Genomic DNA, 17268 nt, shown 5'->3' on the forward strand with positions numbered 1-17268 from the left:
GACAAAGTCCCGCCGTCGAGCCTGCTATGGCGCGGCCGCGGAAAAGTCCTACCTCGCCGCGATGCGGCACCCAGCAGGGAATCCACACATGAAATCGCTTTTCAGCACCCGTCGGCGTGTACGGCCGATGGCCGCGGCGGCGTTGTTCGCATTGAGCGTCTTGGCCGCGATTCCAGCGTTCGCAGGGCAGGCGTACCTGTCTGGCCTGCAAGCGGGACAGACCTACGACAGGCTCATCGTGAAGTACAAACGCGGCAGCGCGCCGGCGCTCGCGGCGGCGGCGGTGGATGCCTCGCTGCGTAGCGCCAGCCTGGCGGCCGGTTCCGATCCGACGGGCAAGCCCGTCGCCACGTTGAAGCGATTGCGGCGCATGGCCATCGGCAGCGATGTGGTGGCCAGCGACAAGGCCTTGAACCGCGCGCAAATGCAGGCGCTGATCCGGCGCATCGCCGACGATCCCAATGTCGAATGGGCGCAGCCGGATCTGCCCGTGGCCCCGGCCGCGCTGCCCAACGACACCCATTTCAGCGCGCAATGGGATCTGGCCAACGACAGCGTCGGTATCCGTGCGCCGCTCGCCTGGGATACCCATGACGGCGCCGGGGCGGTGGTCGCGGTGATCGACACCGGGATCATTTCGCACAACGACCTCAATGCCAACGTGCTGCCGGGCTACGACATGCTTTCGGCCAGCGACGGCAGCGACGGCAACGGTCGCGATTCCGATCCGACCGATGCGACCTTCAGAACGCAGGGCATTCTTCACGGCACTCATGTGGCCGGAACCGTCGCGGCCGTGACCGGCAACGGTATGGGCGTCGCCGGTGTCGCTCCGGGCGTCAAGATCGTTCCGATCCGGGTCGTGGGAGCCGGCCAGAACAACTTCGCTTCGGACCTGGCCGACGGTATCGTCTGGGCTTCGGGCGGACGCGTATCCGGCGTGCCGGCCAATCCCAATCCCGCCGATGTCATCAACTTGTCGGTGGGGGCGTACGCAAGCTGCGCGCAAGTTCCGGCCTGGCAGGACGCGATCGATACCGCGACCGCCAACGGTACGATCGTCGTGGCGGCGGCCGGCAACAACAACAGCAATGTGAGCCACTTCGCTCCGGCGAATTGCAACAACGTGATCACCGTGGCCGCCAGCGATCGCGGCGGGCGTCGCGCCTGGTACTCGAACTACGGCGCGAGCATCGACATCGCCGCGCCGGGCGGCGAAAGCTGCTCGCCGAAGACCGAGTTCTTCGCGCTGAACCGATTCGTGAACAAGCCCGCCGATTGCACCCGCGACCATTTGGCGGACGGCATCGCGTCGACCTATCGCAGCAACAACTACACCTATCTGGACGGCACCTCGATGGCCGCGCCGCATGTGGCCGGCGTGGTCGCGCTGATACAGGCGGCCTCGGTCACGCCGCGGACGTTCCAGCAGGTGCTCGGGATACTGACCGAAACCGCGCGTCCGATCGCGCCGGCGAATTGTCCCGGCGGCTGCGGCGCGGGTCTGGTCGACGCGGCCGCGGCGGTAACGCGTGCACGCCAGCCCCAGCCCTGACGATCCGCCGAAGCGCGCCATCGTCGGCGCGCTTCGCGCAATCCGGCCCGGCGACGATTCCATCGCCGGGCCTGGCCGTTCACGGCGCGGCGATACGCCGTGAGAGAATCACCGCGCAGCAGCGCTTCAGCCGTTTGGATACCTTGGACGGTGTATCGACCCCGCCGCGCCCCTTGGCGCGTTGCAGATTATTCCTTGCCAGGAGTCGCCCGCATGCCGAACTCTCCTAACTTCCTCGCCGCGTCCGTCCTGGCCTTGTCGCTATGTCTGGCGATCAGCGCCTGTTCCGCCGCTCCCGCCCCGTCGGACGCGCCAGCCGACGATGCACTCGCCCAGTCGGAGTCACTCCCCATGGCCGCAAGCACCAGCAAGCCCGGCGTCGATCAACCCGGTCCGGATGCGAACCCGGCCCGATCGCCAGAAGCGTCGACGATGGAGCAGGCGCCGTCCGCCGCGCCGAAGCAGGGCGCGCACGGGGCGCAGGTCGGTGCGCCGGTCGGCAACGGGCCGTTCGGGCAGTTCATCGTCAAGTACCGCGACGGCACCGCACCGCTGACTCAGCAAGGCGCGGTGCAACCGCGACTGGATCAGACCGCCGGTCGTGCCGGACTGGCCAACAAGAGCGGCCTGAAGCTGACTTGGAAGCACCGCATGGGCATCCAGGCCGACGTATTCAGCGTCAGCCCCGCGCTCGATCGCGCCGAAGCCGTGCGCTTGATGGAAACATTCGCCGACGACCCGGACGTGCAGTTCATCGAGCCGGACAATCACATCATGCTCGATCCGATCATCCGCGGTCCGGCGGTGATCGACAAATGAGCCTGTGATCGCTCAAGCCGGTTTTCAGATCGGCCAGCGCCTGAATGAGCGAGCTTTTGCATGGGCCGGCGCAAATGAGTCAGCTCTCGAATGGTTGATGCGCCACACAGAAATGGCGCGCCGAACGAGGTCGCGAAGCGATAAGCAAAACCCCGGCGAAAGCCGGGGTTTTTCGTTGCGGCGCAATATCGGCGCGGCGGCGAATCGGTGCATGGGTTGGGATGGAGGCGCACATGGGCGGCAGTATTCCGATGCATGACAAACATCACGAACGACGCGCGCCAATCGCGTCCGGCGGCATTGCCGACACTTGCTTTGTGCCGCTAGCGTCGTAATGCGGGCGAGACGACGAACTCGACCCGCGAACGGAACTTCGCAAGAGCAGGGCAGGCACGCTCATTCGAGGCGTTCGCGACTTCACGCCCGGCCGATCGCCGGGCGTTCGGTGGCGATTTTTCGACGGCAGACCAATAGCCCGCATTGACGAAGTTGCGTCGAGCCACTTTCTGCCGCGTTGCGGCCATCCACCTCGGGGGTTTCAGATCATGATCAGCAAGTCTTCCGGCCGCGCCCGCTCGCGCGGTCTGAATGCCGCGCGCGCCGTCGTGCTCGTGTCGGGCATCGCGGTTCTGCCGGCATTCGCCGCGCAGCCGTTGTTCATCGGCGATGCCGCGCCCGCGCGCGCCACCGCCAGCGCGCAAGGCGCGTCCGCGTTCGGACGAGCGCAGAGTCTGGCCGCCGCGCCGGCCACCGCTTCGCTGCAACTCAAGCGCGCCGACGCCAACGTGGTCAGCGTGGGCACACGCGAAATCGAACTGCGCCTGGGCGCGCATCTGGTCAACGCCGTGCTCGACAGCGCGCGCGACACCGGCCGCGGCAGCACGGTGTGGCTGGGTCATTTGCGCGAAAACCCGAAGGCCGCCAGCCACGATGCACGCGAAGTTCGCCACGACGAACGCAACTCGGTCGCGCTGGTGCGTCGCGGCAACGGTGTCACCGGCAATGTGCGCGTCGACGGCCGGCTGTATCGCATCCGTCCGCTCGCCGACGGCAGCCACGCGGTGATCGAAGTCGACGAAAACCGCATGCCGCCCGATCACCCGGCCGGTTACCGCGATTCGGATCTGCCGCAGTTCGACATGCGCTCGGCCACTCGCGACGCGATCGCCGCGATCGGCCCGAGCGCGGTCGATCCGGGCGCGACCGCGACCATCCGCGTGCAAGTGGTCGCGACCAACCAGGCGGTCACCGCGTACGGCGGCGACATGCAGGCGCTGGTCGAACTGGCCGTGGCCGAAAGCAACCAGGGCTATGCCAACTCCAACGTCGGCATCAACCTGGAACTGGCCAACTACCGCACGGTGGAATACACCTCGGCCGGCGACGGCCACTTCACCGACGAGGAACGTTTCGCCGATCCCGCCGACGGCTACATGGACGACATCCACGCCAGCCGCGACGCCAACGCCGCCGACGTCAGCGTGCTGGTCATCGACGATGCCGGCAACTGCGGCCTTGCCCATTCGATCGGTTCGACCGCGGCCACCGCGTTCGCGACCGTGCATTACGACTGCGCCACCGGCTACTACAGCTTCGCCCACGAGATCGGCCATCTGCTCTCGGCGCGCCACGATCCGGCCGCCGATCCGACCAATACGCCGTATGCCTACGGTCACGGCTATCGCTACGAGCCGGCCACCGGCAGCAAGTGGCGCACGATCATGGCCTATGCCTGCACCGGCGGCTGCCCGCGCCTGAACTACTGGTCGAACCCGGACGTGACCTACAACGGCATCGCCATGGGCACTGCCGACCGCAACCACAACCAGCGCGTGCTGGTGCAGACCAAGGCGGCGATGGCGGCTTACCGCGGCGCGCCCGGCGGCAACACCGCGCCGGTGGCGAACTTCAGCTCCAGCGTCAGCGGCCTGACGGCGAACTTCACCGACAGTTCGACCGACAGCGACGGCAGCATCGCCTCGCGCAGCTGGAACTTCGGCGACGGCACCACGTCGACCGCGACCAACCCCAGCAAGACCTACGGCGCGGCCGGCACCTACACCGTCACCCTCACCGTCACCGACAACGGCGGCGCCACCCACACCAAGACCGCCTCGGTCACGGTCACCGCCAGCGGCGTGCAGACCTACACCAACGGCACCGACGTCAACATTCCCGACAACAACGCCACCGGTGTGACCAGCAACATCGCCGTGTCGGGCCGCAGCGGCAACGCGCCGAGCAACGCGCAGATCTCGGTCAACATCATTCACCCGTACAAGGGCGACCTGATCGTCGACCTGATCGCGCCGGACGGTTCGGCCTATAACATCCACAACCGCACCGGCACCAGCACCGACAACGTCAGCGGCACCTTCACCAAGAACCTGTCGAGCGAGCCGCTCAACGGGACCTGGAAGCTGCGCGCGGCCGATCGCGCCGCGCAGGACGTCGGCCGCATCGACACCTGGAGCATCACCTTCTGAGCCACGTGTCCGCACGCAGCCGATCACGTAGCCCCATGAAGAAGTTCGAACGCGCTCAGGGGAGCGCTTAGTCAATCGCGTTCCGTCCCGCCGTTATTCGGCGGGTTCGGCGACCAGGCGGCGGTCCGGACGCGGACCGTCGTTGCCCACGCCACCACAGCCGGCTCGCCTCGAGCCGGACTGCGGTCGCGCGGGCGGTCGCGGGGCGCGGCGTCATTCGCAATTCCGCGCCACTCATCGCGATCCATCGCCTGAATTCCCAACGGACGGAGACACCTGATGAAACGATTGACCCTGACCCTAGGCCTGCTCGCCCTGTCGATCGGCACCGCGCTCGCGGGCCCGGCGCTGCGGCCGGCCGCATTCGAAAACGCGCGCATTTCGCGCGTCGACCGCATCGCCCTGCACAGCATGCCGGCGATCGACGTGGCCAAGCTGCGCGCCGAAGACGTCAAGCGCAACGCGCGCGACGAGGCCCCGCGCTTCGCCACCGCGTTGGCGGTGAACATCGACACGCTCAAGGACGGCACCTGGGAAGACCTCGACGCCGACCACGTCGTCTGGCGCACGCGCATCGAATCCAAGAACGCCTTGTCGCTGAACTTCCATTTCGACCGCTTCAAGCTGCCCGCAGGCGCGCGCATGCTGATCTATCCGGCCGATCAGGGCCCGAACTCCAGCGCCGACCGCGTGCGCAGCTTCACTGCCGCCGACAACAACGCCTTCGGCGAGCTGTGGACGCCGGTGGTGACGGGCGATGAAGCGGTGATCGAACTGGTGGTGCCGCGCGCCAAGACCGGCGAGGTCAAACTGCACCTGGCCAAGGTCAATCACGACTACGTCGGCTTCGGCAAGCTCTCGCGCAATGCCGCGCTCGACGTGGGCATCGCAGCGGCTTCTGGCAGCTGCAACATCGACGTGGTCTGCCCGGAAGGCAACGGCTATCGCGACATCATCCGCTCGGTCGCGGCGTACTCCAAGCAAGGCACCATGTGGTGCACCGGCTCGCTGGTGAACAACACCGCCAACGACAAGAAGATGTACTTCCTGACCGCGAATCACTGCGGCATGACCACCGCCGCAGTGAACAACTCGATGGTGGTGTACTGGAATTATCAGAATTCGACCTGCCGCGCGATCGGTTCGGCGGCCAGCGGTGCCAACGGCGACGGCTCGCTGGCGCAATCGCAGACCGGCGCGACCTTGCGCGCGACCAATGCGGCCTCCGACTTCACCTTGTTGGAGCTCACCACCGCGGCCAACCCGAGCTACAACCTGTACTGGGCCGGCTGGGATCGCCGCGACCAGAACTACAACAGCTCGATCGCGATCCACCATCCCAACGTCGCCGACAAGCGCATCAGCTTCTCCGACAGCCTCTCGCGCACCACCGGCTACGGCGGCGCCAGCTACACTCCGCCGTCGCCGGGCGATGGCAGCCATGTGTTCGTCCAGTGGGGCGTCAACCGCGGCGTGACCGAGCCGGGTTCCTCGGGTTCGCCCTTGTATAGCCCGGAAAAGCGCGTGATCGGCCAGCTGCACGGCGGCCCGTCGAGCTGCACTGTGCCGCAGGAACAGAAGGCCGACTACTACGGCCGCATCTTCACCTCGTGGACCGGCGGCGGCGTCGCGGCGTCGCGGTTGAGCGATTGGCTCGACACGTCCGGCACCGGCGCGCAATTCATCGAAGGCCTGGATTCGAACTCGCCGAGCGAAGGCATCCCGGTGGCGAACTTCACCTCCAGCGCCACCGGCCTGACCGTCGCCTTCACCGATGCCTCCACCGACAGCGACGGCAGCATCGTCTCGCGCAGCTGGAACTTCGGCGACGGCACCACGTCGACCGCGACCAATCCGTCCAAGACCTACAGCGCGGCGGGTACCTACACCGTCGCCCTGACCGTCACCGACGACGACGGCATCACCAACACCAAGACCACCTCGGTCACGGTCACCGCCAGCGGCGTGCAGACCTACACCAACGGAACCGACGTCAACATTCCCGACAACAACGCCACCGGCGTGACCAGCAACATCGCCGTGTCGGGCCGCAGCGGCAACGCACCGAGCAACGCGCAGATCTCGGTCAACATCATTCACCCATACAAGGGCGATCTGATCGTCGACCTGATCGCGCCGGACGGTTCGGTCTACAACATCCACAACCGCACCGGCACCAGCACCGACAACGTCAGCGGCACCTTCACCAAGAACCTGTCGAGCGAGTCGCTCAACGGGACCTGGAAGCTGCGCGCCGCCGATCGCGCCGCGCAGGACGTCGGCCGCATCGACACCTGGAGTGTCACTTTCTAAGCCTGCCGGCTGAAGTTCCGGCGCGCTCAGGGGGCGCGCCGTCACCCGCGCGCCGCCGCGTCCCGCAAGGGCGGGGCGGCGACACGGCGGCGGTCCATGGTCGGACCGTCGCCGCCCGCGTCGTCGCGGCCGCGGCGGGCCTTCGCCCAGCCGCGGCCGCTATTCGATCCAACGCCACTCATCGCGATCCATCGCATGAATCCCCAATGTTAAGGACGAACTCATGAAACGATTGACCCTCACCCTGGGCCTGCTGGCCCTGTCGATCGGCACCGCGCTCGCCGGTCCGGCGCTGCGCCCCGCCGCGTTCGACAATGCCGCCATCTCCCGGATCGACCGCATCGCCGTGCGCAGCATGCCTGCGATCGACGTCGCCAAGCTGCGCGCCGAAGACGTCAAGCGCGAACAGCGCCGCGAGATCCCGCGCTTCGCCACCGCCTTGCCGGTGAACCTGGACACGCTCAACAGCGGCACCTGGGAAGATCTCGACGCCGACCACGTCGTGTGGCGCACGCGCATCGAATCCAAGAACGCCTTGTCGCTGAACTTCCATTTCGACCAGTTCAAGCTGCCGCAGGGCGCTCGCATGCTGATTTATCCGGCCGACCAGAAGCCGGGCTCGGACGCCTCGCGCGTGCGCAGCTTCACCGCGGCCGACAACAACGGCGCGAGCGAGCTGTGGACGCCGGTGGTGCAGGGCGATGAAGCGATCATCGAAGTGGTGGTGCCGCGCGCGCGCGCCGGCGAACTCAAGCTGCGCCTGGCGCAGGTCAATCACGATTACGTCGGCTTCGGCGCGCTCGCGCGCGATGCCGCGCTGAACCAGACCAAGGGCAGCTCCGGCGCCTGCGAAATCGATGTGGCCTGCCCGGAAGGCAACAATTACCGCGACAGCATCATCCGCTCGGTCGCCGCGTATTCCAAGCAGGGCACGATGTGGTGCACCGGCTCGCTGGTGAACAACACCGCCAACGACAAGAAGATGTACTTCTTGACCGCGCACCACTGCGGCATGACCACCGCCGCGGTGAACAATTCGATGGTGGTGTACTGGAACTACCAGAACACCACCTGCCGCGCGCCGAACACGTCGGCCAGCAGCAGCCCGGGTGACGGTTCGCTGAGCCAGTCGCAGACCGGCGCGACCCTGCGCGCGACCAACGAAGCGTCCGACTTCACCCTGCTCGAACTCAGCACCGCCGCCAACCCGACTTACAACCTGTACTGGGCCGGTTGGGATCGCCGCGATCAGCAGTTCTCCGGCGCGGTCGCGATCCACCATCCGCGCGTGGCCGAAAAGCGCATCAGCCTGGTCGAAGGCTCCACCACGTTCGGCGGTTTCGAAGGCCAGGCCGGCACCCAGGCCTTGCATGTGCAGTGGTTCGCCACCGGCGGCGTCACCGAGGGCGGATCCTCGGGCTCGCCGCTGTACAGCGCCGACAAGCGCGTGATCGGCCAGCTCTACGGCGGTCCGTCCAGCTGCAGCGCGACCGGCGCCAATCGCAAGGACTGGTACGGCCGCATCTTCACCTCCTGGACCGGCGGTGGCAGCGTCGGAACGCGCTTGAGCGATTGGCTCGACGCGTCCGCCACCGGCTCGCAGTTCATCGACGGTCTGGATTCGGGCGGATCGCCGGGCAACAACCCGCCGGCGGCCAATTTCAGCTCCAGCGCCAGCGGCCTGACGGTGAGCTTCACCGACAGCTCCAGCGACAGCGACGGCAGCATCGCCTCGCGCAACTGGAACTTCGGCGACGGCACCACCTCCACCGCGACCAATCCGTCCAAGACCTACAGCGCGGCGGGCACCTACACCGTCACCCTGACCGTCACCGACGACGACGGCGCCACCCACACCAAGACCGCGTCGGTCACCGTGACCAGCCCGGGCGGTGTGCAGACCTACAGCAACGAAACCGATGTGACCATCAGCGACATGGCCACGGTGGAAAGCGCGATCGTGGTGTCGGGCCGCAGCGGCAACGCCGGCAGCAGCACGCCGATCGCGATCGACGTCAAGCACACCTACCGCAGCGATCTGAAGGTCGACCTGGTCGCGCCGGACGGTACGGTCTATAACCTGCACAACCGCACCGGCGGCAGCGCCGACAACATCATCCAGACCTACAACAAAAACCTGTCGAGCGAGGCGCTCAACGGTACCTGGAAGCTGCGCGTCAACGACAACGGCGCCGGCGACGTCGGCAAGATCGACAAGTGGAGCATCACGTTCTGATCGAGCCGTGAGGCATCGCTCGCCGATGCCGACGCCAATGCGGTAGTTGAACCAGAAACCCCGGCCGAAGCCGGGGTTTCTTTTTTTCGCTTCCCGGCTGCGGGCCCAAGCGAGCATCGACAAGGTTTGGAAGTCTGTTGTGGGACTTCAGCCGCGAAGCTGTTCGATTCGTCCCGATCGTTACAGCGCCAAGTAATGCAACCCGGGGATACCAAGCATCGACAGAGCCTGGAAGTCTTTTGTGGGAGGGGCTTCAGCCCCGACGCTGTTCGATCGGTTCGCGGTGTTCTCCAGTTGCGCTACTAGATTCTGTCGCGACCGGAACGAACAGCGTCGGGGCTGAAGCCCCTCCCACAAAAGGCCTCGTGGTCCAGATCGCTTGAAGGGTGAGCGGCTCGGCGAATTCGCCCAGGTCGAGGCTGTAGCCCTCCCACAAAAGACCTCGTGGTCCAGATCGCTTGAGGGGTGAAGCGTCTCGGCGCTTTCGCCATCGCCGCGCTCGTGCACTGCAGCATGAAGCCGCGCGAGGCGACGATCCGGCGCGAGGATCGACGACATTCCTCCGTGACCCTACCTGCAAGTTCCCCGTCATCGTGAGCGGCAACGCATTCTGAACTCGCGCAAAGTCTCAATTTCGATTTCCTGTTTCGGACACCGATTTCAATAGAAACAAATCTTGCTCGTATGCGTGACACGATGCACAAATCCGATGTCGATTCAGGGGATTTGCGTCTTGTTGTGCGCGACGGCGCTGCCGCACAGTCGCGCCGTGGCACAAATATCGATCGACGCAACCTGCGCCACGCGTGGTAGCTGTAAACGCACGCTGAGGGGGAGCATGCGGCATCGTCTGCATCAATCGCTGGAGTATCCAGTTCCCACCGCCTGACCCGACGCCATCGCCATCCAGCACCGGCCCTGCCGGGCGCCGCGGTCATGCCTCTAATCACGGACGGAGAGACTACTCAATGAAACGCATTTGTGGTTCCTTGCTGTTGCTCGGACTCTCGATCAGCGCCGCACTCGCCGCGCCGGCCTCGCGCCCGGCGGCTTTCGATCATCAAAATCTTTCCGGCTTGGACAAGATCGCGTTGCGGGCCATGCCCGCGGTCGATGTGGCCAAGCTCAAGGCCGAGGATCGCCAACGCGACAAGCGCGGCGATATCCCGCGCTTCGCCTTCCCGATGACGGTCGACATGACCCCGCTCAATTCCGGCGTATGGGAAGACCTGGACGCCGACAACGTAGTGTGGCGTCAGCGCATCCGTTCGGAGAAAGCGCTGTCGCTGAACTTCGGTTTCACCCAGTACCACATGCCCGAAGGCGGCCGTCTGCTGGTCTATCCGGCCACTCAGACCGCCGGCGGCGATCGCGCGTTGATCAACCAATACACCTCGCGCGAAAACAACGCGCAGGGCCAGCTGTGGACCGCCGTCGTGCCGGGCCAGGAAGCGGTGATCGAAGTGGTGCTGCCGCGCGCCAAGATGGGCGAGCTCAAGCTGCACCTGACCAAGGTCAACCACGACTACGTCGGTTTCGGCCCGCTGTCGCGCCGTCTGGCCGCCGAAGCGGGCGAGAAGGGCGTGTCGGGCTCGTGCAACATCGACGTGGTCTGCCCTGAAGGCGACGGCCGCCGCGACATCATTCGTTCCGTGGCCGCTTATTCGAAGAGCGGTTCGCTGGCGTGCACCGGCTCGCTGGTCAACAACACCGCCAACGACAAGAAGATGTACTTCCTGACCGCGCATCATTGCGGCATGGGTACCGCTTCGACCGCGGCCAGCATCGTGGTGTACTGGAACTACCAGAACTCGACCTGCCGCCCGCCGAACACCCCGGCCAGCGGCGCCAACGGCGACGGCTCGATGTCGCAGACCCAGACCGGTTCATCGGTCAAGGCGACCTACGCGACCTCCGACTTCACCCTGCTGGAACTCAACACGGCGGCCAATCCCGCCTTCAACCTGTTCTGGGCCGGTTGGGATCGCCGCGATCAGAACTATCCCGGCGCGATCGGCATCCATCACCCGAACGTGGCCGAAAAGCGCATCAGCGATTCGACCAGCCCGACTTCGTTCGTGGCGTGGGGCGGCGGCGCCGGCACCACGCACTTGAACGTGCAGTGGCAGCCGACCGGCGGCATCACCGAACCGGGTTCGTCGGGTTCGCCCATCTACAGCCCCGAGAAGCGCGTGCTCGGTCAGCTGCACGGCGGTCCGTCGAGCTGCAGCGCCACCGGCACCAACCGCAGCGACCAGTACGGCCGCGTGTTCACTTCGTGGACCGGCGGCGGCGCGGCGGCTTCGCGTCTGAGCGACTGGCTCGATCCGGCCAACACCGGCGCGCAGTTCATCGATGGCGTGGATTCGGGCGGCGGCACGCCGAACACTCCGCCGACGGCGAACTTCACCTCGACCACCAGCGGCCTGACCGCCAACTTCACCGACAGTTCCACCGACAGCGACGGCACCATCGCCTCGCGTAGCTGGAACTTCGGCGACGGCAGCACCTCGACCGCGACCAACCCGTCCAAGACCTACAGCGCCGCCGGTACTTACACCGTCACGCTGACCGTCACCGACGACGACGGCGCCACCAACACCAAGACCGGCACGGTCACGGTGTCCGGCGGCCCGGGTGCGCAGACCTACACCAACGATACCGACGTGGCGATCACCGACATGGCCACGGTGGAAAGCCCGATCGTGGTGTCCGGCCGCACCGGTAACGGCTCGGCGACCACGCCGATCCAGGTCACCATCTACCACACCTACAAGAGCGATCTGAAGGTGGACCTGGTGGCTCCGGACGGCACGGTCTACAACATCCACAACCGCACCGGCGGCAGCGCCGACAACGTCATCGGCACCTTCAACAAGAATCTGTCGAGCGAGCCGCTCAACGGCACTTGGAAGCTGCGCGTCAACGACAATGCGAACGCCGATACCGGCCGCATCGACAAGTGGAGCATCACGTTCTGATCCACCGCGTTTGAAGCACCCGACGCCGCGGCCTCACAGCCGCGGCGTCTTTCCTTGCAGGCGATGCCGCCTGCGGAGAGCCGCGATGCCGCGGTCGCGGCCGATGCCGCGAAGACCTTGCGAAGACGCAGCGTGGACGTTGTGCGAGGCGCGTCGAATACCCATCGACTGCGGCCCCGAGGCACACCGAAACACCGATCTGCCGCACGCATCACGAAAGCGATCCATCGGCGCGACCGGCGACGCTTGCCGCAGATCGCATCCGCTCCCCAGCATGGCTGCAGCACGTCCCCCGTCGCTGTCCACCACCCGTACATGGAGAGTTTCCCAATGCGCTTCCAACCTGCCGCGTTGCCGTTGCTGCTGGCGTTGTCCGCCAGCGCCGCGGCCGCCGACGATCTGCCCGTGTTCGTTACCGCTCAGTACGACAATCCCGCGCAACTGCAACGCATCGCCTCGCGCTTCCAGCATTTGAACGTGGACCGCCAGGCCAAGACCGTGCGCGTGGAAGCCATGCCCGAGGATCTGACCGCATTGACCCGCGCCGGATTCAAGTACCAGATCGACCAGGAGTCCACGGCCAGGCTGCAGCGCCTGCAGACCGCCTTGCAGGGCTCCTTGAACGGGACCAAGAGCATTCCCGGTTTCAGCTGCTTCCGCACGGTCGAGGAAACCTACTCGACCATGGATACGTTGGCGCAGACCAAACCCAATCTGGCGCGCATCACCAACATCGGCCCGACCTGGCAGAAGACCCAGAGCGCAGCTACCGGCTACGACATGCGCGTGCTACGGCTGAGCAACACCGCCACCGACGCCGCATTACCGAACAAACCGACGTTGGTGTTGTTCGGTTCGATCCATGCTCGCGAGTACGCGCCTGCCGAATTGGTGACGCGTTTCGCCGAAGGCCTGGTCAACGGCTACGGCACCGATCCGGAAGCGACCTGGCTGCTCGACAACTTCGCCTTCCAACTGGTGCTGCAGGCCAATCCCGACGGCCGCAAGAAGGCCGAGGCGGGCGCTTCGTGGCGCAAGAACGTCAACAACAGCAACGGCGGCAGCTGCAGTGCCAGCAGCTACGGCACCGATCTCAACCGCAATTTCCCGTATCACTGGAACACCGCCGCCGGCGGCTCCAGCGGCAATCAGTGCGCGGAGACCTATCGCGGCCCGACCGCGTCGTCGGATCCGGAAACCCAGAACCTGATGCGCCTGGTCGCCGGTACGCGCGGCAGCAACGGTGTGTACACCGGCGGCATCTTCCAGGACCGACGTCCCGACGATGTCACCACCGCCGCGCCTGAAGATACCCAGGGTGTGTTCATCGATATCCACAGCGCCGCTGATCTGGTCCTGTGGTCGTGGGGCGATACCAGCAACGCCGCGCCCAACAGCACCGCGCTGCAGACCTTCGGTCGACGCATGGCGTACTTCAACGGCTATCGTCCGCAGCAGTCCGATGAGCTGTACGCCACCGACGGCACCACCGACGACACCATGTACGGTCTGCTCGGCGTGCCGGGCTACACCATCGAACTGGGCGGCAGCTTCTTCGAAAGCTGCAGCAGCTTCACCGGCACCACCTTGCCCAACAACCTCAAGACTCTGCGCTATGTCGCGCGCAGCCTGTGGGCGCCGTACACGCTGCCCAGCGGCCCGGACACCACGGTGGTCAATGCATCGTCGGCGACGGTGCCGGCGGGAACACCGGTAACGATCACCGCCAACATCAACGACAGCTTGTTCAATCAGAGCAACGGCACCGAGGCGGTGCAGAACATCGCTTCGGCGCGCGCCTATCTCGACGCGCCGCCGTGGGCGAGCGGGGCGACGCCGATCGCGCTCAGCGCCAGCGACGGCAGCTTCAACAGCAGCAACGAGAACGTCACCGGCAGCATCTCCACCACGGGACTCAGCCAGGGCGTGCACACGGTCTACGTGCAGGGCACCGACGCCTCGGGCAAGCCGGGCACGCCGAACGCGGTGCGTTTCACCGTCAGCGGCAGCGGTCCGGGCAACAACCCGCCGGTGGCGAACTTCACCTCCAGCGCCAGCGGCCTGACGGTGAGCTTCACCGACACCTCGACCGACAGCGACGGCAGCATCGCCTCGCGCAGCTGGAATTTCGGCGACGGCACCACCTCGACCGCGGCCAATCCGTCCAAGACCTACAGCGCGGCCGGCACCTACACGGTCACGCTCACCGTCACCGACGACGACGGCGCCACCCAAACCAAGAGCGCTTCGGTCACCGTCAGCGGCCCGGGTGGCACGCAGACTTACACCAACGGCACCGACGTGACCATCGTCGACAACGCCACGGTGGAAAGCTCGATCGTGGTGTCGGGCCGCACCGGCAACGGTTCGGCCAGCACGCCGATCCAGGTCACGATCTATCACACCTACAAGAGCGACATTAAGGTGGACCTGGTGGCTCCGGACGGTACGCTCTACAACATCCACAACCGCACCGGCGGCAGCGCCGACAATGTCATCGGCACCTTCAACAAGAACTTGTCGAGCGAGCCGCTCAACGGCACCTGGAAGCTGCGCGTGAACGACAATCAGACCAACGACACCGGCCGTATCGATACCTGGAGCATCACCTTCTGATCGCATCGGCCACATTGATGCACTGATCGCCCGCCGTGCGCGGGACCGCAACCCCGGCTTCGGCCGGGGTTGCCGTTTGTGCGCCCACCTCGTTGCATGCATGACTGGTATCGATAAACGCGAGCGGCCATCGCCGACGTCGGATCGCCGGCCCGCGCTGAAACGCCGCTTCGCGCAGTCGCTCCGGCGCGGGCTTCGGCGATCGCCGCGTACATACTCGACGGGTTCGCGCGGCACCTGATTTCCACTGCAGAAACACCGAAAATTTCCGCTGTTTTTCGCGGGTTTCATCGTTCGATTCCATTCGCGGACGGGCCGTAAGCGTTTACTGCGCCGTTGCATGACTCAAGTCACGAACGCGAATGTGCGCTCGCACCGGTTGTCGCTTGTTCGTTGCGGCTTCGCGCGCTTAGGGTCGAATCCCGGGTGCACCGGATCGTTCATCCCCGTACGCTGCGGCGCCGCTTTCACCCGAAGCAATGCATGCGGCGATCGCATTCCGCGATCGCCGTTCCCATAGCCCGCGTCATTGCGCCGATGCCGGAGCATCGTCGTCGACGCCGAACCAGGAGCGCCTTCCGTGAATCCGTATTCCGCCTCCTCGCCCGCGAAACTCGTCCCCACCTTGCTCGCCCTTGCGCTGGCCGCCGCCGCGATGCCCGCGTTCGCACAAAGCCATGGCCACGACCATGCGCGCCCGGCCGACGCGACCGACGACCCGTTCAAGCCCGTCTATATCGTGACTTCGCGTCAGACCTTCGATGCCGGGGTGAAGACGCTGGCCCGCAATGCCACCGGCCTGTCCAACGCGGTCGGCGATCCCTTGGTGATCGCCGAGTTGAAGACCCATCAACTTGCCGACGTCACGCTCCAGGTTCACGAGAAGGAAAAACGCTGCGGCGGTTTCTTCGCCTTCGACAGCCGCGCCGAGGCCGAAGCCTTCGTGCGTGATGACCTCACCAGCGAGGCCATCGAGGCCACGTTCGCTACCTACACCATCGACAACCAGGCCACGGTGACGCCGTGGTTGAGCCAGGTGGGCGAAGCCAACATCCGCGGCACCATCAATCATCTGTCTACGCAATACCCGAACCGTTACTACGCCTCCACCCATGGGCGTACCTCGGCCACCTGGATCCGCGACACCTGGCTGGCCCTGGCCAACGGCCGTAGCGACGTCAGCGCCGAGCTCTACACCGGCTGCACCAACTGCTCGACCCAGCCTTCGGTGATCCTGACCATCCAGGGCAGCGAGTTGCCGAACGAAGTGGTGGTGCTCGGCGGCCATCTGGACTCGATCTCCAGCAGCGGCACCGGCGACGCGATGAACGCGCCAGGCGCCGACGACGATGCATCGGGCATCGCCACCTTGACTGAAGTGCTGCGCGTGGCGCTGGCCAGCGGCTACAAGCCCAAGCGCACGATCAAGTTCATGGGTTATGCGGCCGAGGAAGTGGGGCTGCGCGGTTCCAAGGCGATCGCCACAGACTTCAAGAACCGCGGCGTCAACGTGGTAGGCGCGCTGCAACTGGACATGACCAACTACCGGGTCAGCGGCGCAACCGACGTGCGCTTGGTCAGCGACAACTCCAACTCCGATCTGCAGCAGTTCATGCGCGAGCTGTACACGACCTACCTCGGCGGAACGGTTGGCAGCTACACCTGCGGTTACGGCTGCTCCGATCATGCGTCGTGGACCTCGGCCGGTTTCCCGGCGGCGATGTACTTCGAGGGCGGCAGCAGCAGCGGCGGCTATTTCAACTCGATCCACACGCCCAACGACAAGCTGTCGAACATGGGCAACTCGGCCGCCAACAGCGTGCCGTTCGCCAAACTCGGCCTGGCCTTCCTCGGCGAACTGGGCAAGACCGCGGGCAGCGGCCCGGGGCCCGGTCCCGGCACGCAGACCTACAGCAACGGCACCGATGTGGCGATCAACGACAACGCGACCGTGGAAAGCACGATCAGCGTGTCCGGCCGCACCGGCAACGCCCCCAGCAACGCCAGCGTGTCGGTCAGCATCGTCCACACCTACAAGGGTGATATCAAAGTCGACCTGGTCGCGCCGGACGGCTCGCTCTACAACATCCACAACCGCACCGGCGGCAGCGCAGACAACGTCAGCGGCACCTTCACCTTCAATCTGTCGAGCGAACCGCTCAACGGCAGCTGGAAGCTGCGGGTGAACGACAACGCGAACGGCGATACCGGCCGTATCGACACCTGGAGCATCACCTTCTGATCGCGAAAGGCGGGCCGCGC

At 65.8% G+C, this 17268-nt stretch carries 9 protein-coding genes; 8 read left to right on the top strand and 1 reads right to left on the bottom strand.

Features of this window, described 5'->3' with window-relative positions; translation table 11 throughout:
• Positions 1–88: 88 nt before the first annotated feature.
• From ACTOWJ_RS16385 to ACTOWJ_RS16415, 7 genes are all read left to right on the top strand, one after another.
• Positions 89–1555: a S8 family serine peptidase gene (locus tag ACTOWJ_RS16385; protein ID WP_441335692.1), complete on the top strand. Its 1467-nt coding sequence runs from the start codon at positions 89–91 to the stop codon at positions 1553–1555.
• A 351-nt stretch (positions 1556–1906) separates the two neighbouring features.
• A complete protein-coding gene (locus ACTOWJ_RS16390) occupies positions 1907–2374 on the top strand; it encodes a hypothetical protein (protein ID WP_441335693.1) in 468 nt (155 codons plus the stop codon).
• A gap of 545 nt (positions 2375–2919) precedes the next feature.
• The gene (locus ACTOWJ_RS16395; RefSeq protein ID WP_441335694.1) at positions 2920–4860 is read left to right on the top strand and encodes a M12 family metallo-peptidase; all 1941 of its coding nucleotides are present in this window, start codon (positions 2920–2922) and stop codon (positions 4858–4860) included.
• Between the two features lie 279 nt (positions 4861–5139).
• Positions 5140–7173 (top strand): PKD domain-containing protein, encoded by a 2034-nt coding sequence (locus ACTOWJ_RS16400; protein ID WP_441335695.1) that lies wholly within the window; start codon positions 5140–5142, stop codon positions 7171–7173.
• A gap of 223 nt (positions 7174–7396) precedes the next feature.
• On the top strand, positions 7397–9409 hold the full coding sequence (locus ACTOWJ_RS16405) for a PKD domain-containing protein (protein ID WP_441335696.1): 2013 nt from the start codon (positions 7397–7399) through the stop codon (positions 9407–9409).
• Between the two features lie 968 nt (positions 9410–10377).
• Positions 10378–12390, top strand: coding sequence for a proprotein convertase P-domain-containing protein (locus ACTOWJ_RS16410; RefSeq protein WP_441335697.1), 2013 nt, complete (start codon positions 10378–10380; stop codon positions 12388–12390).
• Positions 12391–12720: 330 nt separating this feature from the next.
• Complete coding sequence (locus ACTOWJ_RS16415; RefSeq protein WP_441335698.1) at positions 12721–15006, top strand: M14 family zinc carboxypeptidase; 2286 nt, start codon at positions 12721–12723, stop codon at positions 15004–15006.
• Here ACTOWJ_RS16415 and ACTOWJ_RS16420 read toward each other — a convergent pair.
• Positions 14996–15310, bottom strand: a complete 315-nt coding sequence (locus ACTOWJ_RS16420) for a hypothetical protein (protein ID WP_441335699.1) — start codon at positions 15308–15310, stop codon at positions 14996–14998. The genes ACTOWJ_RS16415 and ACTOWJ_RS16420 overlap by 11 nt on opposite strands.
• Positions 15311–15586: 276 nt before the next feature.
• Here ACTOWJ_RS16420 and ACTOWJ_RS16425 point away from each other — a divergent pair, with 276 nt between their 5' ends.
• Positions 15587–17248, top strand: coding sequence for a M20/M25/M40 family metallo-hydrolase (locus ACTOWJ_RS16425; protein ID WP_441335700.1), 1662 nt, complete (start codon positions 15587–15589; stop codon positions 17246–17248).
• Positions 17249–17268 lie beyond the last annotated feature (20 nt).

This window comes from Lysobacter sp. CA199 (genome assembly GCF_052078715.1).
Classification (GTDB): domain Bacteria; phylum Pseudomonadota; class Gammaproteobacteria; order Xanthomonadales; family Xanthomonadaceae; genus Lysobacter.